22 protein-coding genes are annotated in these 22,267 nt (G+C 63.0%); 13 read left to right on the top strand and 9 right to left on the bottom strand.

From position 1 onward, the window contains the following. Window positions 1-29: 29 nt before the first annotated feature. The 4 genes from GJV26_RS30195 to GJV26_RS10345 all read left to right on the top strand — a co-directional run bounded on the left by GJV26_RS30195 (window position 30) and on the right by GJV26_RS10345 (window position 3,191). Complete coding sequence (locus GJV26_RS30195; protein ID WP_229419252.1) at window positions 30-551, top strand: hypothetical protein; 522 nt, start codon at window positions 30-32, stop codon at window positions 549-551. Continuing rightward, window positions 548-1,285, top strand: a complete 738-nt coding sequence (locus tag GJV26_RS30190; protein ID WP_229419251.1) for a phospholipase D-like domain-containing protein — start codon at window positions 548-550, stop codon at window positions 1,283-1,285. Before GJV26_RS30195 ends, GJV26_RS30190 begins: the two co-directional genes overlap by 4 nt. Window positions 1,286-1,366: 81 nt before the next feature. Next, window positions 1,367-2,911, top strand: a complete 1,545-nt coding sequence (locus tag GJV26_RS30625; protein ID WP_155708746.1) for an SEL1-like repeat protein — start codon at window positions 1,367-1,369, stop codon at window positions 2,909-2,911. 22 nt (window positions 2,912-2,933) lie between these two features. Further along, complete coding sequence (locus GJV26_RS10345) at window positions 2,934-3,191, top strand: PAAR domain-containing protein (protein WP_155708745.1); 258 nt, start codon at window positions 2,934-2,936, stop codon at window positions 3,189-3,191. A gap of 53 nt (window positions 3,192-3,244) precedes the next feature. Here GJV26_RS10345 and GJV26_RS10340 read toward each other — a convergent pair whose 3' ends face one another. Together GJV26_RS10340 and GJV26_RS10335 are read right to left on the bottom strand one after the other, a co-directional pair. After that, window positions 3,245-3,661, bottom strand: a complete 417-nt coding sequence (locus GJV26_RS10340; RefSeq protein ID WP_155708744.1) for a nucleotide pyrophosphohydrolase — start codon at window positions 3,659-3,661, stop codon at window positions 3,245-3,247. Between the two features lie 59 nt (window positions 3,662-3,720). After that, entirely contained in the window at window positions 3,721-4,173 is a 453-nt protein-coding gene (locus tag GJV26_RS10335) for a GNAT family N-acetyltransferase (RefSeq protein ID WP_155708743.1), read from the bottom strand. Between the two features lie 97 nt (window positions 4,174-4,270). Between GJV26_RS10335 and pepN the strand changes: the two genes are divergently transcribed. The 3 genes from pepN (at window position 4,271) to GJV26_RS10320 (ending at window position 8,919) form a co-directional block, all read left to right on the top strand. Then, window positions 4,271-6,916, top strand: a complete 2,646-nt coding sequence (gene pepN / locus GJV26_RS10330) for an aminopeptidase N (RefSeq protein ID WP_155708742.1) — start codon at window positions 4,271-4,273, stop codon at window positions 6,914-6,916. A 330-nt stretch (window positions 6,917-7,246) separates the two neighbouring features. After that, window positions 7,247-8,572, top strand: a complete 1,326-nt coding sequence (locus GJV26_RS10325) for a lamin tail domain-containing protein (RefSeq protein WP_155708741.1) — start codon at window positions 7,247-7,249, stop codon at window positions 8,570-8,572. Between the two features lie 98 nt (window positions 8,573-8,670). Continuing rightward, window positions 8,671-8,919 (top strand): hypothetical protein, encoded by a 249-nt coding sequence (locus GJV26_RS10320; protein WP_155708740.1) that lies wholly within the window; start codon window positions 8,671-8,673, stop codon window positions 8,917-8,919. Window positions 8,920-8,971: 52 nt separating this feature from the next. On the opposite strand, the gene uvsE is transcribed toward GJV26_RS10320, so the two are convergent. After that, window positions 8,972-9,859, bottom strand: a complete 888-nt coding sequence (uvsE, locus tag GJV26_RS10315; protein WP_155708739.1) for a UV DNA damage repair endonuclease UvsE — start codon at window positions 9,857-9,859, stop codon at window positions 8,972-8,974. Window positions 9,860-10,023: 164 nt separating this feature from the next. Between uvsE and GJV26_RS10310 the strand changes: the two genes are divergently transcribed. Together GJV26_RS10310 and GJV26_RS10305 are read left to right on the top strand one after the other, a co-directional pair. Continuing rightward, window positions 10,024-10,233, top strand: a complete 210-nt coding sequence (locus GJV26_RS10310) for a hypervirulence associated TUDOR domain-containing protein (protein ID WP_155708738.1) — start codon at window positions 10,024-10,026, stop codon at window positions 10,231-10,233. 80 nt (window positions 10,234-10,313) lie between these two features. Continuing rightward, entirely contained in the window at window positions 10,314-11,627 is a 1,314-nt protein-coding gene (locus GJV26_RS10305) for a GGDEF domain-containing protein (RefSeq protein WP_155708737.1), read from the top strand. Window positions 11,628-11,629: 2 nt separating this feature from the next. Here GJV26_RS10305 and GJV26_RS10300 read toward each other — a convergent pair whose 3' ends face one another. The 4 genes from GJV26_RS10300 to GJV26_RS10285 all read right to left on the bottom strand — a co-directional run bounded on the left by GJV26_RS10300 (window position 11,630) and on the right by GJV26_RS10285 (window position 15,028). Further along, window positions 11,630-12,862: a glycerate kinase type-2 family protein gene (locus GJV26_RS10300; protein WP_229419580.1), complete on the bottom strand. Its 1,233-nt coding sequence runs from the start codon at window positions 12,860-12,862 to the stop codon at window positions 11,630-11,632. A gap of 95 nt (window positions 12,863-12,957) precedes the next feature. After that, window positions 12,958-13,854, bottom strand: coding sequence for a 2-hydroxy-3-oxopropionate reductase (locus tag GJV26_RS10295; RefSeq protein ID WP_155708735.1), 897 nt, complete (start codon window positions 13,852-13,854; stop codon window positions 12,958-12,960). Between the two features lie 29 nt (window positions 13,855-13,883). Then, a complete protein-coding gene (hpaI, locus tag GJV26_RS10290; protein WP_155708734.1) occupies window positions 13,884-14,654 on the bottom strand; it encodes a 4-hydroxy-2-oxoheptanedioate aldolase in 771 nt (256 codons plus the stop codon). Between the two features lie 227 nt (window positions 14,655-14,881). Next, window positions 14,882-15,028, bottom strand: coding sequence for a hypothetical protein (locus tag GJV26_RS10285; RefSeq protein ID WP_155708733.1), 147 nt, complete (start codon window positions 15,026-15,028; stop codon window positions 14,882-14,884). Here GJV26_RS10285 and GJV26_RS10280 point away from each other — a divergent pair. From GJV26_RS10280 to GJV26_RS10265, 4 genes are all read left to right on the top strand, one after another. Further along, on the top strand, window positions 15,027-15,692 hold the full coding sequence (locus tag GJV26_RS10280) for a response regulator (protein ID WP_155708732.1): 666 nt from the start codon (window positions 15,027-15,029) through the stop codon (window positions 15,690-15,692). The two genes, GJV26_RS10285 and GJV26_RS10280, sit on opposite strands and share 2 nt — an antisense overlap. Before the next feature lie 10 nt (window positions 15,693-15,702). Next, on the top strand, window positions 15,703-17,058 hold the full coding sequence (locus tag GJV26_RS10275; protein WP_229419250.1) for an ATP-binding protein: 1,356 nt from the start codon (window positions 15,703-15,705) through the stop codon (window positions 17,056-17,058). 83 nt (window positions 17,059-17,141) lie between these two features. Then, a complete protein-coding gene (locus GJV26_RS10270) occupies window positions 17,142-17,573 on the top strand; it encodes a YgiW/YdeI family stress tolerance OB fold protein (protein WP_155708730.1) in 432 nt (143 codons plus the stop codon). 170 nt (window positions 17,574-17,743) lie between these two features. After that, window positions 17,744-18,697, top strand: a complete 954-nt coding sequence (locus tag GJV26_RS10265) for an MYG1 family protein (RefSeq protein ID WP_155708729.1) — start codon at window positions 17,744-17,746, stop codon at window positions 18,695-18,697. Window positions 18,698-18,734: 37 nt separating this feature from the next. On the opposite strand, the gene GJV26_RS10260 is transcribed toward GJV26_RS10265, so the two are convergent. Together GJV26_RS10260 and GJV26_RS10255 are read right to left on the bottom strand one after the other, a co-directional pair. Next, the gene (locus tag GJV26_RS10260) at window positions 18,735-19,661 is read right to left on the bottom strand and encodes a transglutaminase family protein (RefSeq protein WP_155708728.1); all 927 of its coding nucleotides are present in this window, start codon (window positions 19,659-19,661) and stop codon (window positions 18,735-18,737) included. Continuing rightward, on the bottom strand, window positions 19,658-22,261 hold the full coding sequence (locus GJV26_RS10255; protein ID WP_173346177.1) for a circularly permuted type 2 ATP-grasp protein: 2,604 nt from the start codon (window positions 22,259-22,261) through the stop codon (window positions 19,658-19,660). The genes GJV26_RS10260 and GJV26_RS10255 overlap by 4 nt, the downstream gene beginning before the upstream one ends. Between the last annotated feature and the right edge of the window lie 6 nt (window positions 22,262-22,267).

The raw sequence follows: 22,267 nt of genomic DNA, 5'->3' as shown, positions 1-22,267 counted from the left end.
ACTACGGCACACATCATCAAAAGCCAGTTTTGATTGACTTTGATTATGACGGAGGTAAAAAGGCCGTTGGGTATGTCATGGGTCTAAATTCAGTCACAGATTATTGGGATACTGGAGAGCATCAACTTGACGATCCTAGGCGTGAAGCATTTTCGCCGGCCCAAGTAGCTAAATCAGATATGGGTAATAATTTTTGCAAAACCTTTAAACCCTTCCGTGATTACGCGTGCCGGATTGATTGTGGTGGTGCGCTGATTGGTTTGTACAATAATTTTGTTTCTGGATGGAATCGGGCTGGGCAAAATGCCGACCAGAAGATTTTGCCAATATCACTTAATTTTGAAGCTGGAGGATTGCATCCTCCAGCCGCACTGTTACATAGTCCTGGTCCAGAAGATAGTACGGTACAAATAATTCGAACTCAACCAACAGAGCGTGATCATACGATTCAAGAGATTATTTTAAGGCGGCGGACAATGCTAGTCTTGCGTTCCGTTATGTATATATTGAAAATCAATATTTCCAATATGAGGAATGGACTCAGCGCTTGATTGAAAAACGTAGAGAAATTATTGAGCTTTGGAATAAAGCTAGGGCGCAAGAGGGAAGATCACTTTCCGAAATGCCTATTTTGCATGTGTTTTTAGTTATCCCCATGCCAGAGAGAGCTGAGATGATTCCAAGAACATACGATGCTCTTGCGCACCTGGGCCAGCAGGACGCCATGATCGGTCAGCAGAAAATTATCGATAAAGAGAGCGATCGTGTGAAAGCGCAGGATTTTGCACCTTGGTACAAGCGGCGTACTGCCTTACCTGCTGTCGTAAGCCATGCAAATGAGATTCAAAAACCAGATACGAAATCCCTTGAGAAGCTTTTTGGGATAAAGGTTTGTACTGTTATGCTCAATGCATGCGGATCTGATGGAAAAAAGTGGCTGTGCCGCGAAATATATATCCATTCCAAGCTTTTGATTGTTGATGATGTTTTCTGTACACTTGGTAGTGCCAATTTGAATCAACGCAGTATGATCGGAGATAGCGAGTTGAATATGGCTACAATTGATCAAAAAATTACTGGCGATCTTCGTAAAAAGGTTTGGTCGCAACTTAGTGGTGGAGAAGCCGATGGAGGAGTGGGAACAAAGCAAGAGATGTCAAGATCGTTTGATCAGTGGAAAGATATTATGAAAAATAACCATTTATTTAAATTGAAACATATGAAAATAACTGGTTTTATCTTGCCGTTGTATGATGAGCGCAGTTCAATGACTAGGTTGGGGTAAGTAATGAATTGCTATAATGGAAATGAGGTAGCTTTTTCGGTAATTTATTTTATATTTGTTTGTTTTTTAGGAGGGTGCAACGTGGACGCTAAAAATAGTCGAGTTCATCCAAGAGATCAAGAGCTTATGTTATTTCAGCCGCATATGAGAAATTTTGATTGCAAAATTGAAGCTGAATATGTTCCATCATTCGATGAGGAAGCGAATCAATGGTTTCGCGAAGCGCGGAAGCTCGAAGACCCTGAAATATACATTGGTGACAGGGATTATCCTCGTATAATTCAATTGACTCGCCAAGCTGCCGAGCGAAATCATTGGAAGGCAATGTTAAATCTAGCTAGCTTATACGTAGAGGGACGCGAGCCTGGTCGAGGTGGTGAAGACGCGATTAAAATGGTTGAGAAGGCAATGCAGTTAGGGATTCCGGCAGCCTATGATCGAATGGGTACTTACTATATGAACGGCACAGGCGTGTCAGCAAACGCTACCAAAGCATATGCCTTCTGGCAGCATGCTGCTGTGATGGGAAATCCTCAAGCGATGGCCTTTTTAGGTTCAAAATTAGTTGCGGTATCTGATGACATAATTCCTGGTTACTGGTCAAATCCTTCTGTTGCATTAAAGATGCTTGAATGTGCTGTATCCCAAGGATATGGGCCGGCCGCATATGATTTATATGATCTTTACCTTCAGCCACGGTCATCTCAAGGGCAAGTGGTAGACGCGATTACTGATGAGACCAAGGCTCGTGCTATCAAGGTCCTGCATGATGGTGTTAAATATGGATGCAGTGATTGCGCGATAAAATTATATCTGGAGTTCGATCCGTCGAAACCTTCGAAAATGATTGCGCCATTTATAGATAAAGCCCGCAGTGAACGTTACCGCATACTTGCCCGGGCACTGGAATTTAACCCTGACCTTCGTTTTCCAAATCTCGATCAGGCGCTTCCTCTACCACCCGCAACTATTCCGGCATGGAATGGCGAGCAACAGACACTTCTTGACGCCGTAATAGGTGTAAGTCTTGTGCCTCGCCAAAATGAAGAGATCAATTTTTTAAGCACGACAGGCAGGCAATCCGTAAATTCCCCATATCGTCTTCGCTGCAGCGATGAGAGAACCAGCGAGCCTTGTGCACCTTTTGCCGGGTATTGGCAACCGACGGCTCCTGGGCATCCCGAACAAATTCAGCGCCAGCTGTCCGCTATCGGCCCTGGTTTGTATGCGATAGACGAAGCATTCGATGTTCCTCATTACATTGATAAACGGACGTTGGTCTCTGGTCTTCCCATAATATGGAAGCATTGGTTGACAGTGAATCATGACTATCCAAAAGTTCGAGTAGACGCGACTTCTGGATTAATACGTACAGTTCAACATTCGGAAGCGCTCATCCAATGTCAAGGGAATAAAATGTGCCAAGTTACAGGCGTGTGGCAGCCATGGATTGATGCGAAGCATCCGATTCATCTCGCTGTCAATCAGTATTGGCGGCAGAGCTGGGTGCGAGAAGGGCAGTTTTTTCCAAATCCACAGCGGGATTGGCTTTTAGATCTTCCAGCTAATCTTATTACTTGGCACCTTTTGGATTCACAGGGTGTAGAGATGGATTGTGAAATTTAATTGTGACACGTTAGGAGATGAGATGAAACACAAGGGAAAGGGTGTTATCAGATTGAATGATAAGACCAGTCACGGCGGGACAGTTATATCAGCAAGTTCGGGCACCATAGTAATAGGAAAGCCAGCGGTACTCGCGGGAGATATGACTTCCTGTCCCATATGCAAAGGGACTTACCCTATCCAACCCGGTGAGGCTACTAATAAAAACGAAGGGAATGTATATGCCTACGATGGCGATTCAACCGCCTGCGGAGCGAAGCTGATCTCATCGCTCAAATGACCTTTTCCGCATGGTAGCTGGCTTAAGCCAATAAGCCGGCTACCAGGCAAATTTCAATACTCATCATACTTCCGCGCATCCCCCTTCACCTTTTCCGCCGGATACTTCTCCCCATTCATCCGTAGCTTCTCCAGCGCAGCCGCCCGCAAGTCCACCCCCGTCCGATCCGCCAGCTGTACCAGATACAGCAGCACATCCGCCATCTCATGCCGGATGCCGTCAAGTTTGCGCTCATCCAGCTCATCGAGCTCCCCGGTCCGCAGCCACTGGAAATGCTCCGCCAGCTCGGCAACTTCCACCGACAACGCCATGGCCAAATTCTTCGGCGTATGAAACTGTCCCCAATCCCGCTCCGCCGCGAACGCGCGGGTCAGTTCGCGCAGCTCATCCAACGTGTCGATGGAAGCGGAAGCGGGAACGGAACCGGAAGTGAAAGTGGAATTGGAATCGGCAGCAGAACCAGACGCCAAAGCCGACCCTGGATCAGCATCCAGGCCCGTAGAGCAAGAAGAAGTACTCCCCGCAGCACTCACACCACATCCTTCTGCATGAACACCGACAAAGGATCCTCCGGATAATCCCCGAACGCGCCCCGATACCTGTACCCCATCCGCTCATACAGCGCCAGGGCCTCCGGCTGCGTCGGCCCCGTCTCCAGCATGAACGCCGAGCACCCCTGCACCCGCGCCTGCTCCTCCAGCGAAGCGATCAGCCGCCGCGCCACCCCTTGCCCACGCGCCGCGGGCCGCACATACATCCGCTTGATCTCGCCATATTCCGGGGTCACCACCACCGCGGCGCAGCCCAGCGCGGCGCCGCCGGCATCCCGCGCCACGGCGAACACCACGTTCGGTTGCAGCAGCGAAGTCAGGTCGAGGGCATACACGTTTTCGGCAGGGTAGAGCGAGTACAGGTAGGAATCCAGTTCGGCAATCAGGGCGTGCACGTCGGGCTGGTCGGGGGTCTCGAAGGCGATCTGCATGGGCGATATGGCGGTTGATAGAGGAACCTCAAATGTTATCATTCCGCGCCGCCCGCTCGGTGGTCGACTGGGGGCACCACATCTCACAAGGATAACGATGAAACCGCTTTTAAGGAAAGCTGTCGCCCTGACTCTTGGTTCCTCGCTGCTGATCGCCGCGCCCGCCGTGCTGGCGGCCAGCGCGCCCCGCGCGGAAAAAGAGTGGCTGTCGCAAGTGGATGCGCAGGCGCGTTCCGGGCGCGTGTCGAATGTCGCCTACCAGCTCGACTTCACGCTGACCGGCAAGGAAACCTTCGCCAACACGACCACGCTGCAATTCGACCTGAACGATGCGTCGGCGCCGCTGACCATCGACCTGAACAAGGCCACCGTCAAGTCGCTGACCGTCAACGGCAAGACCGTCGCGCCGCAGTACAACAACTGGTTCATCACGCTGGCGGCCGCCGACCTGAAGCAGGGGCGCAATACCGTCGTGGTCAGCTTCGAACGGCTGCACAGCACCAATGGCGAAGGCCTGCACCGGATGGTCGACCCGGTCGACGGGCGCGTCTACACCTATTCCCATTTCGAGCCCGCCGCCGCGCAGCAGATGTTCGCGCTGTTCGACCAGCCGGACCTGAAGGCCACCTACCAGGTCAACGTCACTGCGCCGGCCGACTGGACGGTGGTCTCCACCCGGCGCGAATCGAAGGTCGAGGATGTGGCCGGCGGCAAGCGCTGGACGTTCCCGGTAACGAAGAAGCTGTCGCCCTATAACTTCTCGCTGCATGCGGGGCCGTACAAGATCTGGGAAGACAACAGCGCCAAATATCCGATGCGGCTGTTCGCGCGCCAGTCGGTGGCGGCGCAGGTCGATCCCAGGGACTGGTTCACGTTCACGAAGCAGGGCCTGGCGTTCTTCGACGAATACTTCGGCATTCCGTACCAGTTCGAAAAATACGACCAGCTGCTGGTGCCGGACTTCCTGTATGGCGCGATGGAAAACGCCGGCGCGATCACGTTCGCCGAGCGCGGCTTCCTGCACAAGGACAAGATGACGACGGACCAGCGCCACTCGCTGGCATCCGTGATCATGCACGAGATGGCGCACCAGTGGTTCGGCGATCTCGTCACGATGAAATGGTGGAACGGCCTGTGGCTGAACGAGAGCTTCGCATCGTTCATGGGCACGCTGGGCACCGCCGAGTCCACCGAATTCAAGAACGCGTGGCAGTACTTTTATGCCGGCGGCAAGACCGCCGCCTACCGGCAGGACCAGTCGCTCGGCACGCACCCGATCGAAGTGCCCGTCGCCACCACCGCGAACGCGTTCGACAATATCGATGCCATCACGTACTCGAAGGGCGCGTCCACGCTGAAGCAGCTGCGGCACCTGCTGGGCGAGGAAACCTTCCGCCGCGGCGTGCACAACTACCTGGTCAAGTACCAGTTCCAGAACGCGAAGCTCGATGACTTCATCGGCAGCCTCGGCGAAGCGGCCGGCCGCGACCTGTCGCAATGGACGCAGGACTGGCTGTACCAGCCGGGCGTGAACACCGTCACCGCGAACTACAGCTGCAAGGGCGGCAAGATCGACGCCTTCAGCCTGGCGCAGACGGCACCCGCCGAGTACCCGGTGCTGCGCGAGCAGCGCGTGCAGGTGGCGCTGTTCCGCAACGCCGGCAAGGGGCTGGCGCTGGACCGCAAGGTCGCCGTCACGTACAAGGGCGCCGCCACCGAGGTGCCGGAACTGCGGGGCGCCGCCTGCCCGGACCTGGCTTATCCGAACTATGAAGACTGGGGCTACGCCAGGGTAAAGCTCGACAGCCGTTCGTTCGGCACCGCGCGTTCCAGCGTCAGCAAGGTGGCGGAGCCGCTGTTGCGCGGCATGCTGTGGCAGAGCATGTGGGATGGCGTGCGCGACGGCGAGCTGCCGCTGAACGATTTCCTGCAGACGGCACTGAACAATGCGCCGCGCGAGACCGACTATGCGCTGCTCGGCAATGTGCTCGACAAGGTGCGCTCGGGCGTCGGCTACCTGCAGAAGATGGCGCCGGATGCCGCGTACACGAACAAGACCATACAGGCGCTGGAAAAGATGGCGTGGCAGGGCGTCCAGAATGGCAAGGATGAGAACTTCCGCCGCCGCTGGCTGGCCACCTACGTGGACTTCGCGGGCAGCAAGCCGGCGCTGGACCGTCTCGCCGGCCTGCTGCAGGAGCGCGGCGTGCCGAAGGGCGTGACGATCAACCAGGATGTGCGCTGGGCCATCGTCAGGCAGCTCTCCGAGCAGGACTATCCGGGTGCGGAGAAGCTGCTGGCCGCCGAAACGGCGCGCGACAAGTCCGATTCCGGCCAGGCCGCCGCGCTGGCGGCGCAGGTGGTGCGGCCCGATCCGGCGGTAAAGGCCGAGTGGCTGGCGACGATCGGCGACCCGCAGACCAAGCTGCCGTTCTCGCGCGTTCGCACCGCGATGGAGAACCTGTATCCGTCCGCGCAGGCTTCGCTCAACGAGCAGAGCGCCGCCCAGCGCCTGGCGCAACTGCCGGAACTGGACAGGAACGCCGGCCCGGTCTTCATGCGCAGCTTCGGTGCCACGATGATCCCGGCCACCTGCACGCCGCAAAGCGTGCAGCGGCTGGCGGATGCGGCCGCGCAGCAGAAGGAGCTGTCGGCCGGTACCCGCCGCGCGCTGCTGGAAACGCAGCAGGAGGATGCGCGCTGCGTGTCGATCCGCAAGGCCATCACGGTGCCCCTCGGCTGAGCGGCCCAGCCCCGAAAAACGCCGGCGCAAGCCGGCGTTTTTTTCTTGTCCGTTGCATCCTGCCAGTCCCGCGGTATTGTCAAGGACAATATTTTTTTGATAGTCACCCCCGCAATGTTGACGCTCCAGCACAGGGCGCGATACTTTTTATGCCGATAACACCGCGGCGCGCACGGGCACAGCGGTTCAAGCAAAGCAGTTCAGGCACAACGGTTCAAGCAAGCGGTTGTAGCACAACAATTCAGGCACGACAGTTCAAGCCCACCTCTGCCGCCTTCATTTTCCCTTCCACGTGCGGCAGGCGTGACGCGACGGCCAAGGAGCAGGCCGATGAAAACAATGCACCTGGCACAGGGCACCGGAAGGGATCACCTGAAGGAGAAGGCAATGAACATTTACCAGGCGATCTGGGATGCCGACCAGTCGGGCAGCGGCATCAGGCCGCTGCTGGCCACGTCCGACGAAGCCGGAGACGAACAGCACGGGTCCATCCGGGTCATGACAAGGACCGAGTCGCTGCAGGACCCGAACATCCTGTTCGATCTCAAGCTCCCCCAGCACAAGCGCACCACCTATGAGCTGGTGCATGCGCTGTTCGACAACTACGCGCTGGCCGAGCCGGATGCGGAAACGGAAACGCCGCAGGAGCGCGAAGAAATCCATGACCTGCTCGACGCGGTGGTCGACAGCCCGCCGATGCTGGTGGCCCGGCGGTATCTCGAAGAAGCCACGGGCACGTCCGTCAGCAGCGCGCGGTGGTACGCCACCCTGCTGGAAATGTGGTTCCGCACGTTCAGCGAGGGCGGCGATCCGGCACTGTCCGGCTTCGAGCACGTGTTCGTCGGCGAGCAGCAGGGGCCGAAAGTGCAGGGTTACCACTTCTGGTACAAGTACTACCTCGACGACGGCATGGCGCAGCGCGAGGGCACGCGGGCGGCGTTCCCCGGGCTGGACGACGACCGCATCGTCTACCTGCGCGGCGCGTACAAGGATGGCCAGGAGCGCTTCGCCGAATCCGTCACGATCTCGTATAAATGGATGGCCCCGGATTACGATGCCCAGGTGCTGCGGCCGCTGACCAAACCGACCGGCGGCTTCTTCGTGGGTTGCAGCGTGGAAGGGCTGATGGCGCTGGGCACCGTGCGCGCCCACCTCGGTGCGCGTGCGCCGAAAGAGGCGGTCATCAACGGCGCGCGCTACGAGCTGAAGGTGTTCCGCAGCGCGAACAACCAGCACATTCGCACGTTCTACCCGATGTACCTGGGCCCGGCGACGGACGTCACGCCGCCACCCGACGGGCAACCGCTGCCCGACCCCATCGGCAACAGCAAGGTGCGCATCCTGGCCGCGCTGGTCAATCCCGGCGGGAACGACCAGGGCGAGGAGCACGTCATCCTCGCCAACGGCGGCGCGGAAGAGGTATCGCTGGCGGGTTACGTGCTGCGCGACGTGAACCGCAAGCGCCTGCCGATACCGGACGGGTCGGCCCCGATCCCGGCAGGCAGCGCGGTCACCGTGCGCCTGCCGCGCGGCTCGATCGAACTGTCGAACAAGGGCGGCGAAATCACGCTGCTGGCGCCGGACGGCAGGGTGGCCCACCGGGTCAGCTACTCGAAGGCGCAGGCGAAGCGGGAAGGCGAGCTGATCTACTTCTGATCGCGGCGCGACAGCGCGACGAAAACGCCGGCGCCTTGCCGGCCGGCGTTTTTGCGGTGCGCCCGGTTACAATGCGCCCTTACCCGGAGCACCCAAACATGACCTACGAAGAATACCTGGACGAAGTGACAACGCTCATCTTCGAGAAATACGACGTACCCGAGAACGACGCCGTCAAGATCGTGATGGCCGCGCAGGACAAGGAATTTTTTGTGCGGCACGACAGGAACGTCAAGCTGCGCACAGTCGACCAGGCGCACCTGGATGCCAAGACGCTGTTCGACGCCGCCGCGGCAAAAGCCGGCAAGGTAGCCGCGAAGCAGGCAGGCAAGCCGACAGGCCAGTAAATAGCCCAACGAGCAGGCAAGCCGGCAGGGCCGGCAAGCCGGGAAATTATGCTCAGCCGGCCGCGGCGCGCCAGCCGGCCAGGCCGTCGATCGCGTCTTCCTTCGACTTGGCCTCGATCTCGATCCACGGCGCGCGGGCATAGGATGCCGGCATCGTGGTGATCAGGTCGGCATGCTGGCGGTCGTTGAACGACGCGCGGCCGTTCGAGATGTGCACCAGCTGGTGTTCCGGCACGGCCCAGGTGGCGCGGGCCTTGTCCAGCATCTCGCCCACGCTCGGGTCGTCGTAGCTGTCGAGCTTTTCGTGCACGATGTGATGGTGGGCATCGAATACCATCGGCACGCCGGTGCGCAGGCAGATGGCGTGGATTTCGGCGGCGCTGTACGCATACTCGTCGTTTTCCAGCCCGAGGCGGCAGCGGATCGCGTCCGGCAGGCGGGCGATGGTGGCCACCAGCGCGTCGTCGCGGTTGGCCTTGCCGCCGTGGATTTCCAGCAGCGCCCAAGGCGTGCGAGGCTGCGCCAGCAAGTCCATGATGTCCGCGTGCATCTGCAGGATCTTGATGCTGTTTTCCACCACGCCGGCCGAATCCGAACTCAATACCACGAACTGGTCGGGGTGCATGACCAGGCGGATGCCCCGCTCGAGCGCCCGCGTGCCCGTGCGCGCCAGCGTGGCCGCGAACGGAGCCAGCACTTCGCGCCCGATGTCTTCATCCGCAAACGGAAAGATGGAAGAGGGCATGCGGTACAGCGCGATGCCGGCCTGCTCGCAGTAGCGCAGCGCGCCATCGAGCACCTGGATGTTGCTGCGATATAGCTCGTCGAGCAGCCGGCGCTGCGCATCGGGCGAATGTTCGAGCAGCCGCTTGCGCGTGATCGTGCGATAACGCACGGCGTTCGACACGGTGATGCAAACGAGACCGAGGTTGGGTGGCATGGCATGGTGGATTGGGATGGAGCCCGGGATTCTAGCCCGGCACCCGCCCGGCACGGCGCCGCGCACGATTGCCATGGGCTGCATGCGGTGGGTTGTATCGTGCGGAAACCGCAAGGCATTCCATGGTCCAATATCGATCCTGTTCAACCCCGGGGGAACGCATCATGGCGGACGAATTCAAGGCCGGCGACAAGGTGCAATGGCACTCGTCGCAAGGCATCGTGCACGGAACCATCAAGAAGAAACTTACCTCGCCCACCGACATCAAGGGCCATCACGTGGCCGCGTCGAAGGAAAACCCGGAATACCTGGTCGTCAGCGACAAGACGGGTGCCGAAGCCGCGCACAAGGGCGATGCGCTGAAAAAAGCCTGAGTCCGGCGGTCGAATTCGCAACCAGATGGGCAGTTCTTGTGTAAGGTTATGCCTATCCACCACGATGCACACCACGGAACATGACCAGCGAAGCGCCGCTTTACAAAAACCATGCATTGCTGCTGTCGCAGAGCTTCTTCATCAAGGACAACAAGGATGAACTGCTGCTGCATGCGCACAAGTACGACTTCGACATCACTTTCTTCAGCGAAGTCAGCGATTTCGCCCATGCCGTGGAAGCCAGCGGCAACAACAGCCTGTTCGTGATCGATCTCGACGCGCTGCATAACATGCAGGCCGATATGCAGTCGTCCCGCAAGACGCTGATGCTGGGCGAACTGCTGGCGCGGCTGCCGGGCGGCCACAGCTATGTTTACCTGCAATCGGTGCGCCAGGGCGGCCGCTTCCTGCTGCAGCAGCGCCTCGTCGACAGCGATTGCCTGGCCTACGCGGAAAAGCCGATCGCCAACGATGTGCTGGTCGACAAGCTGTTCAACCTGTTCGTGCAAAAGAAGCGGGGCGACCTTGTGCGCCTCATGTACCTGGGCGATGCGGCGCAGCTCGATGGCGCCGCGCTGCTGGAACAGCGGGTCGAGGTGCTGTCCCACGACGATGCCCATACGCTGCACCTGCGCGTGAAGGACCTGCAGCCGGATATCGTGCTGATCGCCGACGCGGAATATGAACGCACCGAGGCGATCGTGCGCGTGCTGAAGAAAAATATCGAAGCCGACCCGGTGCGCGAGATCGTGCTGCTGCAGCATCGGGTCGACGTGGAACTGACCCGCCGTGCGCTGGCCAGCGGCTTCGACGGCACCATTCCGCTGGTTTCGCCCGAGCTGCTGACGGCGCAGCTGGTCAACCGCGCCAACAAGATCCGCGTCAGCAAGGACCTGATCGGCAAGGACCGCGCCACGGGCCTGCTGAACAAGGTGGGGCTGCAGAAGAAGGCGCAGGAGCTGATCCGTCGCGCCGCGCGCGAAGGCGTGCCGCTGTCGTTCGGCGTGGTCGATATCGACAAGTTCAAGACCATCAACGACACCTGGGGCCACTACTTCGGCGACATCGTCATCAAGCGGCTGTCGCTCACGCTGGCGTCCCAGGTGGGCGAAGCGGACCTGCTGAGCCGTTTCGGCGGCGAGGAATTCGTCGTCGTGTTCTGGGATTGCCCGCTGGAAGAGGGGCGGCGCCGGCTCGATGCGATGCGCGAGGCGTTCGGCGCGATCCCGTTCGAGGTCAGGCCGGGCGAAGTGCGCCGCTTCTCGTTCAGCGGCGGCGTGGCGGCGTATCCGGAATACAAGACGGAAAACGAACTGTTCCTGCGCGCCGACGCGATGCTGTATGAAGCCAAGCAGGGCGGGCGCAACCAGATCCGCATCGCGCCCAACAGGTAAGATCAACCCTCGATCAGGATCGCCCGGAAGTCGTTGACGTTGGTGAGCGTGGGGCCGCACACCACCGAATCGTCCAGCGCCTGGAAGAAGCCGTGGCCGTCGTTGTTGGCCAGGCTGTCCCGGGCGCGAATGCCCTGCTGCCGGGCGCGTTCCAGCGTTGTCGGGCCGATACAGGCCCCGGCGATTTCCTCCTGCCCGTCGACACCATCGGTATCGCAGGCCATCGCATGCACGCCTTCGAGCCCGTTCAGCGCCACCGCCAGCGACAGCAGGAATTCCACGTTGCGCCCGCCGCGGCCGTTGCCGCGCACCGTCACCGTGGTCTCGCCGCCGGACAGCAGGATGCATGGCGCGGCGAACGGCTGCCCGCGGGTGGCCACCTGCCGGGCGATCCCGGAAAACGCGATGCCCACTTCGCGCGCCTCGCCCTCGATGCCGTCGCCAAGGATATGGGCCGGAACGCCGGCTTCGGCGGCCACCGCGGCGGCCGCTTCCAGCGCCATCTGCGGCGTGGCGATGAAGCGGATCTCGTTGCCCGCCAGGCGCGGATCGCCCGGTTTCACCGATTCGCCGCGGCCGCTTTCCAGCACCGCGCGCACGTGGGCCGGCACGTCGATGTCATGACGGCGCAGCACCGCCAGCGCATCCTCGCAGGTCGTGATATCGGCGCAGGTGGGGCCGCTGGCGATGTCCACCGGATCGTCTCCCGGCACGTCCGAAATCAGCAGCGTGAGCACGCGCGCAGGGTGGCATGCCGCCGCCAGCCGGCCGCCCTTGATGCCCGAGAGGTGGCGCCGCACGCAGTTCATCTCGCTGATCGTGGCGCCGCTGGCCAGCAGCGCGCCGTTCAGGCGTTGCTTGTCGGCGAGCGTGAGCCCTTCCGCCGGCAAGGGCAGCAGCGACGAGCCGCCGCCGGAGATCAGGCAGATCACCAGGTCGTCGGCCGACAGGCCGGCCACGAAATCGAGCATGCGCCGCGCGGCGGCAAGCCCGGCTTCGTCCGGCACCGGGTGCGCCGCCTCCACGATCTCGATGCGCTCGCACGGTACCGCATAGCCATAGCGCGTGACGACCAGGCCGGTGAGCTCTCCCTGCCAGTGCCGCTCCAGCACGCGCGCCATCTCGGCCGACGCCTTGCCGGCGCCGATCACCAGCGTGCGCCCGCGCGGCGGCAGCGGCAGGTGCCGCGGCAGGCACAGCGCCGGCTGGGCCGCCGCCACCGCGGCATCGAACATCGCGCGCAGCAGGGCACGAGGGTCGATATGCGGCGGCTTGAGAATCGGCTTCAGGAGCGCCGGCGACGGAGGCTGCTGCGTCGAAGTCGGCGGCGTCATTCCGGTACCGCGTCGCCGATCTGGAAATTGGCCAGGGTTTCCAGCGCGCGCACCAGCGCCGAATGGTCCCAGGCCTTGCCGCCGTGCGCGGCGCAGGCGCTGAACAGCTGCTGCGCGGTGGCGGTGTTCGGCAGCGAAAGGCCCAGCTGGCGCGCGCTGGCCAGCGCCAGGTTCAGGTCCTTCTGGTGCAGTTCGATGCGGAAGCCCGGATCGAAGGTGCGCTTGACCATGCGGTCGCCATGTACTTCCAGCACGCGCGACGCGGCAAAGCCGCCCATCAGCGCCTCGCGCACCTTGCCGGCATCGGCACCCATGCGGGAGGCGAACAGCAGCGCCTCGGCCACCGCCTCGATGTTCAGCGCCACGATGATCTGGTTGGCCACCTTGGTGGTCTGGCCGTCGCCGTTGCCGCCCACCAGCGTAATGTTCTTGCCCATCAGGTCGAACAATGGCTTGACCCTGGCGAAGGCTTCGGGCGTACCGCCCACCATGATCGTCAGGCTGGCGGCGCGCGCGCCCACTTCGCCGCCGGAGACCGGCGCATCCAGGTAATCGCAGTTGAGCGCATTGACGCGCGCCGCGAACGCCTTGGTGTCGATCGGCGAGATCGAGCTCATGTCGACCACGATCTTCCCGGCCGACAGGCCCTGGGCCACGCCGCCTTCGTCGAACAGCACGGCCGCCACGTGCGGCGTATCCGGCACCATGATGATCACGATCTCGGCCTGCTCGGCCACTTCGCGGCCGGAGCCGATCGCGTGCGCGCCCCCGTCGAGCAGTTCGGCCGGGATCGGCTTCACGTCATGCACATACAGTTCATGGTCGCCGCGCAGCAGGTGGCCCGCCATCGGGGTGCCCATGATTCCCAGGCCGATGAATCCGACTTTGCTCATTTGTTGTTCCTCGTATTGAAAGTGATTGGTCAGGCGACGTTCTTGAATTTCGCGGCCAGCTGTTCGGCACCACGCGCCAGCAGGCCGGTATCGCTGCCCACGGCGATGAAGTCCACGCCCAGTTCGATGCAGCGGCGGGCCAGTTTCTCGTCCGAGGCCAGGATGCCTGCCGGCCGGCCGGTGGCGCGGATGCGGGCTATGGCGTCCTCGATCGCCGCCACCACGTCCGGGTGGCCGATCTGGCCGATGTGGCCCATGCTGGCCGCCAGGTCGCCGGGGCCGATGAAGATACCGTCCACGCCATCCACCGCGGCGATCGCCTCGATATTGGCCAGGGCAGTCGGCGTTTCCACCTGCAGCAGCACGCACAGCTGTTCTTCGCACGCGTGCGGATAATCCTTGATGCGGCCGAAGTCGGAAGCCCGCGCCGCGGCGGCATAACCGCGCACGCCCAGCGGCGGGTAGCGGGTGGCGGCCACCGCGCTCCGCGCTTCCTCGGCGTTTTCCACGAAGGGGATCAGCAGCGTCTGCGCGCCGATGTCAAGCAGGCGCTTGATGACCACGGCATCGTTCCACGTCGGCCGCACGATCGGGTGGGTCGCGCCCCGGGTGATCGCCTGCAACTGCGAGTGGACCATCGGCAGTTCGTTGGGCGAGTGCTCGGTATCGATCAGCAGCCAGTCGAAGCCGGCGTTGGCCAGCACTTCCACCGTGACATGACTCGACAGGCCGGACCACAGACCGAGTTGCATCTCGCGGTTGCGCAGCGCCTGCTTGAAAGGATTGATGGGAACGTTCATGTCTTCCTCCGGGGATGGATGATCCAGTTTTGGGAAATTCAGTTATAAATATTTTAAGACATCGTACAACTAGGGGATGCCAAGGCAAGGCGATCCAGTCCTCTATAAGATATAAGATACTTAATAAACAAGGACTAAGTGGAATTCACCCGGTATGGCACTGTTCTGTGCGTGTCTTGCAGGCACTACGATAGCATGTATTTGTACGACGTCATACAACTTAAGTTTTAGATAATTTGATCTATCTCAAAGTGCATGCGACAGTTTTGCGCTTGGTGCGGCGGCAATGCGTTCTTAAGATCCGCTTCACCTTGCCGCGGCAGATTGGCCGCTTCCGGCATACTTTCATCTTCACTGACGACGATTTTTCCCATGCGCATCCTGCTGGTCGAAGACGACACCTCCCTTGGCGACACCATCGGGTCCTGGCTGCGGATGGACCAGCATGCGGTCGACTGGGTAACACGCGGCGATTCCGCCGAAACCGCGCTGATGACGCACCGCTATGACTGCGTGCTGCTCGATCGCGGCCTGCCGGGTCTGTCCGGCGACGACCTGCTGGCGAAGCTGCGCACGGCCGGCAACCGCGTGCCGGTCATCCTGATCACCGCCTTCAATGCGCTGGCCGACAGGGTCGAAGGCCTCGACCTGGGAGCGGACGATTACCTGGTCAAGCCGTTCGAGCTGGAAGAAATGTCGGCGCGCATCCGGGCCGCCGTGCGGCGCGGCGCCGACCAGGTGACCAACGAACTGGCGCACGGCGACATCGGCCTCAATCTGGAAACCCGGCAAGCCACGCTGGCCGGCCAGCCGGTCGCGCTCACGGCGCGCGAATACCATGTGCTGTATGCGCTGCTGCTGCGCAAGAACAGCATCGTCACCCGCGCGCAGATCGAGGAAACGCTGTATGGCTGGGGCGATGAAGTGGAAAGCAACGCCATCGAGGTCTATATCCACAACCTGCGCAAGAAGCTGGGCAGCGACAGCATCGTGACCGTGCGCGGCCTCGGCTACCGCCTGAAAAACGATGGCGGCTGAGGCGCCTGGCATGGCGAACCGGCCGCCATGGTCGCTGCGCCGGCGCCTGCTGGCCGCGATCGTGGCCGCCAGCACCGTGCTGTGGCTGGCCAGCCTGGGCATCGTGACCGTGATCGCGTGGCACGAGACCAACGACGTGTTCGACGACGCGCTGGAAGAATCCGGCTACATGATCCTGGCCGCCACCACCGACTGGGAGGAGCGGGGCCTGCTCGCGCAGGCGGGGCCCGGCAGCGCGCAACGACGCAAGGTGGACATGCAATACCAGGTCGTCGTCGGCGGCCGGGTGATCCAGCGCACCGGCGGGGCACCGGCGCAGCCGTTCGTGAACGGCTTCGACGACGACGGCTTTGCCGACATCGAGGTGGAGCGCCGCAGCTGGCGCGTGTTCGTGGTGCGCGACGAAGCCCGCAATGTCGAAGTGCAGGTGGGCCAGAAGCAGTCGAAGCGCTACGACATCCTGGAAGAACTGCTCGAACACCTGTGGCTGCCCGTGGTGGGCATCCTGGCGCTGCTGGCACTGGTGTGCTGGCTGCTGACGGGCAGGGTGCTGCAGCCGCTGCGCCGTACCGCTTCGGCCATCGCGGCCAAGACGCCGGACGACCTGGCGCTGGTATCCCTGGCCGGACAGCCGAAAGAATTGCTGCCGATCGTGCAGGCGCTGAACGGCGTGCTGGGGCGCCTCGGCGCGGCGCTGCAGGCCGAGCGCCGTTTCACGGCCGACGCCGCGCACGAACTGCGCACGCCGCTGGCCGGGCTGCACATGCACGTGCAGCTGCTGCAGCGCCAGCACCCGGACCTGGCCGCGCCGTTCCGCAAGCTGCGCGAAGACATCGGCCGCGTGACGGCATTGGTGGACAGCCTGCTGGCGCTGGCCCGCATGGACCCGCTGTCGCGCGAACACCTGGTGCGCGAGCCGGTGGCGCTGGCGCCGCTGCTGGAGGGATTGCGCGCCGCGCACGAACAGGATGCGGCGCAACGCGGCATCACGTTGACCGTGCGTTGCGAACTGGATGCCGTGGACGCGAACCCGCCGATGCTGCAGATCGCATTGCGCAACCTGGTCGATAATGCGCTGCGCTATTGCCCGGCCGGCAGCCGGATCGAGGTGGAGGCAACACTGGTCGCGGGCCGTCCGCGCATCGCCGTGCGCGACGACGGCCCCGGTGTCGACGACGCGAGCCGGCAGCGGCTGACGGAACGGTTCTTCCGCGTGCTCGGGCAAGGGCAGGGCGGCAGCGGCCTGGGGCTGTCGATCGTCCGGCGCATCGCCGACCTGCACGGCATCGGGCTGGCATTCGGGGCGGGACTGGACGGGCGCGGGCTTGGCGTCACGCTCGATTTCCCATCCGCGAACCTTTCTTAAGATTCGATTCATGTTCGGCCGGTGTAATGCGTCCATGCCTGCCGCCAACGGCAGCTCCCACACAACACTTCGGAGGACCGACCATGAAACGCTTCATCCAACTTTCCTGCATCACTGCCGTGCTGGCCGTTTCGGCCGTCGCCATTGCCCAGACGGGCGGCTACAGCGGCCCGAACGCCGCGCCGGCCGCCACGGCGCCTGCCGCCAAGGCGGCAGCCGGGGGCTACAGCGGCCCGTCGGGCGTGCCTTTGATGACCGCGAAGGACTTGCTGGCCAGCGGCAAGGACGACCAGCACGTGCGCCTGAAAGGCAGGCTGCTGAACCACAAGGGCGACGAAGAGTATGAATTCGCCGATGCCAGCGGCAGGATCACCGTGGAAATCGACGACAAGCTGTTCCCCGCCGGCGTCAAGGTCGATCACACCACCGAGGTGGAACTGGTCGGCGAGTTCGACAAGGAAATGATCGGCGAATCGAAACTGGACGTCGACCAGCTGAAGGTCGTGGCCAGGTAAGCGCCGGCCCGGCAATTCCACCCATGCAGCGCGTTGCTGGCCCCGGCCGCAATGCGCTGTTGCATTCGGGGCCGCGTCGCGGCGCTTCCAGATACCGGGCGCCGCGGCAAAGCCGGTATCATCACGGTCGGAAGGCCGCATCCTGGCGGCCGTGCTCTGGAGATTGACCGATGGTGATCGTGACCCACAGCGGCAAGTTCCATGCGGATGACGCATGGGCCGTGGCCGTACTGAACGTGCTGTTCCCCGATAACGAACTGGTGCGCACGCGCGACCCGGCGATCGTCGAGGCCGCCGACTTCGCGGTCGATGTCGGCGGCATCTGGGACCCGGCCACCGGCCGCTTCGACCATCACCAGAAGGGCTTTTCGGGCGCACGGCCGACCGGCGTGCCATATGCCAGCGCCGGCCTGGTATGGCGCGAGTATGGCGCGCGCTGCGTCGCCGCCCTGGCCGCCACCCATATCGGCTGCGACCTGCCGCACGATACGGCCCGCGAGATCGCCTACGCCATCGATGCCGATATCGTGCAATACCTGGACCTGTCCGATGTCGGCGCCGCCAAGAACGCGCCCGGCGGGTACGGGCTGTCGGCGGTAATTTCAGGGTACAACCCGAACTGGCTCGACGAACAGCGGCTGGGCTATGGCGACCCGGCGGACGAGTACCGGCTCACGCAGTTCCGCCGGGCGATGGGCATCCTGACGGATATCCTCGTCAACGCCGTCAAATACCGCGTCGGCGCATTGCTCGCCGTGGAGCAGGTGCGCGATTCGGAAGTGCTGGAAGGCGGCAAGCTGCTGTTCCTGCGCAACAGCGCACTGCCCTGGACCCAGGTGGTGCGCAAGGAAATGCCGAAGGTGCTGTTCGTCATCAGCCACAGTCTCTCCGAAGACCGCTACATGCTGCACACCATCCCGGTCAGCGCGGAAAGCTTCACGGCGCGCGCCGACCTGCCGGCACCGTGGGCGGGCTTGCGCGATGCGGAGCTGGCGGCCGTGACGGGCGTGCCGGATGCGGCCTTCTGCCACAATGGCCGGTTCATCGCGGCCGCGAAGTCGTACGAAGGGGCCCATGCGATGGCCTTGCAGGCGTTGCAGGCTGTCGTGGACGAGCACCGGTAATCGCGAATGCCCGCCGTGGCGGGCATCGCCAGCCGGGTCATACCGCGCCGGGCAGCGGCAGCGGCGTGACCGTTACCTGCACGTCGAGCTCCTGCTGCCCGCCACCGAGCACGATGCCGCGCATGGGCGTGACGTCGCTGAAATCGCGGCCCCAGCCCAGCGTGATGTGTTCATGCTGCACCAGGCAGTGGTTGGTCGGATCGAAATCGATCCAGCCCAGCTCCGGGCAAAACACCGAAACCCAGGCGTGCGAAGCGTCGGCGCCGACCAGGCGCGGCTTGCCTTCCGGCGGGTGGGTCAGGATGTAGCCGCTCATGTAGCGCGCCGGCAGGCCGATGCTGCGCAGGCAGCCGATCATCAGCTGGGCGAAATCCTGGCAGACGCCGCGCCGGCCGCGCAGCACCTGTTCGAGCGGCGTCGAGATGTCGGTCGCCCGGCCATCGAACTCGAAGTCGTCGAAGATCCGTTGCGTCAGGTCCAGCGCCGCATCGAGCTGCGGCCGGCCGGGCGTGTAGCTCAGGCGCGCATAGGCCTGCAGCTCCGGGAAGCAGGTCACATGGGGCGACGCGTACAGGTAGCGGCAGGCTTCCAGCGTGGCGGCGCTCTTTTCTTTGCCCATCATGTCGCGCACGCTCTCCCATGGCAGCGTGCCGGCGATGTGCGCCAGGGTAGGGCGCGGGCGCAGCGCGACCGTCGACTCGGCATGCACCAGCAGACTGTCGTGCGGCATCGTGAGCGCCACGTGCCGGGTGCAGTTGCCGAAATAGTCGACGCCGTCCCGGCTCTCGTTGACGACGGGATCGAGCCAGATCAGGTGCGATTCCGTCTGCTGGTGGGCAAACGAGCGGGGCGTCATGTGCAGGTATTGCTGCGACAGGCTGACCGTGCTGTGATATTTGTAGCGCGTTTCATGCACCACGCGATAGCGCGCACACACACCGGCGCTCGCCGGTAAATCGGTCATGATGTGCGGCTCCTTTGCTGGCCGTTGTCGGTATAGCTGAAAAATTGTACGCTGATCTGCTCGGACAGGGCGGCGCTGGCCAACTGGATCCGGTTCAGCAGCCCGCTCAGCATCGCATTGCCGTAGTTCAGGTCGGTGCCTGGCTCCAGCGCGATCAATTCCTGCTTCAACGGCGCCAGCAGGTGTTCGCCGCAGTCCCCATGGGTTTGCGCGATCTTGTGCAGGGTGCCCAGGATGCCATGGATCTGGAACAGGATCGAGCGCGGGTTGGTCTCGTCGCGCAGCAGCAGGTCGAGCACCGGCAGCCATTCGGGCTGGGCGCGGTAGCGCGCGCGGTAGGTGATGATGCTGTCGGACAGTTCCAGCAGCCAGTCCAGGTTGCCGTTCTCGTCCATTGCAAGCGCACGCTGCAGCACAACGCTCTGGAATTGCAGCCGCTCCAGGCGGCGCCCGATCGACATGAAACGCCAGCCGAGGTCGCGCGTCATGCCGTCGAGTGCGAAGCCGGCCAGCGTCATCAGCGCGGCGGCGGCATCGTCGAGGATCGTCATCACTTCCGACTGCGACGGCCGCTCGCCTGGAGGGGCGGCGGGCTGCACCATCCGGTTCAGCGCGCGCCAGTTGTCGACCGAGAAGCGTTCGTGCAGCTGGCCGGCGATCCGGTGCAGCTGTTGCTGCTGCCGGGCCAGCCCGGGCACGGTTGGCGACACCACGGCCAGCAGCAGGGCCGACTCGATCTCGGCATCGGTGAAGATGGCGGCGGGCTGCGTGCCGGCCTGGGACTGGGTCTGCGCCTGCCCACCCTGGCCCTGTACTTGGGCCTGTACCTGGCCCGAGGCGGGCGCCGCCGGCTTGCGTTCCTCGTCGAGCAGCTGGAACCAGATGCACAGCGCCTCGACGGTCGGCCATTCCGCGCCACGCTGGTCGAAGCGCACGTTGAACAGGAACGTGAGCGCCACCCGCAACAGGCGGGCGATGTTGTCGCAGCGTTCGGCATGGCGCCCGAACCACAGCAGGTTTTCCGCCACGCGGCTGGACAGGTTGCTGTCTTCGCGCACCAGGTCGGCGCTGGTGATGCTGCGTTTCTGCAGGCTGTGCACTTCCACCCTGGCGCGCGCCTGCACCCAGGTGTCCTTGCTGGCGCCGCCCATCTGCATGGTCAGCACGCGCGCATCCGGCCCGGTGGCCACCCGGGTCAGGCCGCCCGGCATCACCGCGTAGCCATTCGGGGTGGCGCAGGCGAACACCCGCAGGCCGATGGCGCGTGCCTGCAGGCCGGGCGCCGGGCCGGCCTTCCACACCGGCGCCTGCGACAGCCGCACCAGTTCCTGGGCAACATAGTTGTTGGGATTGGCGCGCAGCGCGGCGATGAAGTCCGTGCGCGCGGCGCCGGCCAGGTCCTGGCCGAATACCGTGAAGGGCGGCAGCTGCGAAAAGCCCGGCTTGATGACCAGCCGGTCCAGGTTGCCGACCACCGCTTCCAGCGCGGCCGGTTCGCCGCACCACCAGGTGGCCACCGACGGCATCTTCAGCGGTTCGCCCAGCAGTCGCCGGGACAGCGCCGGCAGGAAGCCGAGCAGTGCGCCCGATTCGAGCAGGCTGGAACCGAGACTGTTGGCGACCAGCACATTGCCGCGCCGGGCGGCCTGGGTCAGCCCTGCCACGCCCAGCATCGAGCTTTGCAGTTCCAGCGGATCGCACGATTCGTCGTCGACCCGGCGCATGATCACGTGCACCCGGTGCAGGCCGGCCAGGGTCTTCAGGTAGACCACGCCGTCGCGCACGGTGAGGTCGCCGCCTTCGACCAGCGGCAGGCCGAGATAGCGCGCCAGGTAGGCCTGCTCGTAGTAGCTGGCGGTGCGCGGGCCCGGGGTCAGCAGCACGATCAGCGGCATTTCGCCCTCGCGCAGCGGCGCCGGGGCATCGCCCTTCGCCGCGCACAGGCGCCCCCAATGTTCCAGGCTGTCGCGCATGGTGCGGAAAAAACCGGACAGCGGCTGTACCTTCAGCTCGCGCAGCAGGTCGGGAAAGGTGGGGGTGATGATGGAGCGGTTTTCCAGCGCATAGCCGGCGCCGGACGGCGCCTGCGTGCGGTCGGCCAGCACCCACCAGCGGCCGTCCGGTGCGCGCGCCAGGTCGACCGCGTAGAAGTGCAGGGCGATGTCGTCGTGATGCCGCATGCCGTGGCACGGGCGCAGGAAGCCGGCGTGACCATGCACCAGCGCCGGCGGCAACAGGCCTTCGCGCAGCATTTCCTGCTTGCCGTAGACGTCGCCGAGGATCCTGTTGAGCAGGGTGGCGCGCTGGATCACCGCCGCCTCGATGCCGCTCCATTCCTCGTGCGGCAGGATCAGCGGCAGCACGTTCAGGTCCCACGGCCGCTGCTTGCCGTCGGCATCGGCCGGCACGTTGTAGGTCACGCCGTTCTCGCGCACCTGGCGCTGCACCATCTCCAGGCGCTGGCGCATCATGTCCGGCGCTTCGTGCTCCAGGTTGGCGAGCATCGCGCGCCAGTGCGCGCGCGGCACCTTGGCCGCGTCGAGCATTTCATCGAAACCTTCCGGCGCGGCGAGATAGTGGGCAAGTAGTGGATTAGGCATGGGCGT

The organism is Pseudoduganella dura (assembly GCF_009727155.1).
Lineage (GTDB): Bacteria > Pseudomonadota > Gammaproteobacteria > Burkholderiales > Burkholderiaceae_D > Rugamonas > Rugamonas dura.
This window is presented reverse-complemented; position numbering and strand designations above follow the sequence as displayed.

Coding starts and splice junctions, on each gene's coding strand:
- GJV26_RS10345 (WP_155708745.1), top strand. CDS start 2,934: ATGAAACACAAGGGAAAGGGTGTTATCAGATTGAATGATAAGACCAGT.
- GJV26_RS10335 (WP_155708743.1), bottom strand. CDS start 4,173: ATGCAGATCGCCTTCGAGACCCCCGACCAGCCCGACGTGCACGCCCTG.
- pepN (WP_155708742.1), top strand. CDS start 4,271: ATGAAACCGCTTTTAAGGAAAGCTGTCGCCCTGACTCTTGGTTCCTCG.
- GJV26_RS10325 (WP_155708741.1), top strand. CDS start 7,247: ATGAAAACAATGCACCTGGCACAGGGCACCGGAAGGGATCACCTGAAG.
- GJV26_RS10320 (WP_155708740.1), top strand. CDS start 8,671: ATGACCTACGAAGAATACCTGGACGAAGTGACAACGCTCATCTTCGAG.
- uvsE (WP_155708739.1), bottom strand. CDS start 9,859: ATGCCACCCAACCTCGGTCTCGTTTGCATCACCGTGTCGAACGCCGTG.
- GJV26_RS10310 (WP_155708738.1), top strand. CDS start 10,024: ATGGCGGACGAATTCAAGGCCGGCGACAAGGTGCAATGGCACTCGTCG.
- GJV26_RS10305 (WP_155708737.1), top strand. CDS start 10,314: ATGACCAGCGAAGCGCCGCTTTACAAAAACCATGCATTGCTGCTGTCG.
- GJV26_RS10300 (WP_229419580.1), bottom strand. CDS start 12,862: ATGTTCGATGCCGCGGTGGCGGCGGCCCAGCCGGCGCTGTGCCTGCCG.
- GJV26_RS10295 (WP_155708735.1), bottom strand. CDS start 13,854: ATGAGCAAAGTCGGATTCATCGGCCTGGGAATCATGGGCACCCCGATG.
- hpaI (WP_155708734.1), bottom strand. CDS start 14,654: ATGAACGTTCCCATCAATCCTTTCAAGCAGGCGCTGCGCAACCGCGAG.
- GJV26_RS10280 (WP_155708732.1), top strand. CDS start 15,027: ATGCGCATCCTGCTGGTCGAAGACGACACCTCCCTTGGCGACACCATC.
- GJV26_RS10285 (WP_155708733.1), bottom strand. CDS start 15,028: ATGGGAAAAATCGTCGTCAGTGAAGATGAAAGTATGCCGGAAGCGGCC.
- GJV26_RS10275 (WP_229419250.1), top strand. CDS start 15,703: ATGGCGAACCGGCCGCCATGGTCGCTGCGCCGGCGCCTGCTGGCCGCG.
- GJV26_RS10270 (WP_155708730.1), top strand. CDS start 17,142: ATGAAACGCTTCATCCAACTTTCCTGCATCACTGCCGTGCTGGCCGTT.
- GJV26_RS10265 (WP_155708729.1), top strand. CDS start 17,744: ATGGTGATCGTGACCCACAGCGGCAAGTTCCATGCGGATGACGCATGG.
- GJV26_RS10260 (WP_155708728.1), bottom strand. CDS start 19,661: ATGACCGATTTACCGGCGAGCGCCGGTGTGTGTGCGCGCTATCGCGTG.
- GJV26_RS10255 (WP_173346177.1), bottom strand. CDS start 22,261: ATGCCTAATCCACTACTTGCCCACTATCTCGCCGCGCCGGAAGGTTTC.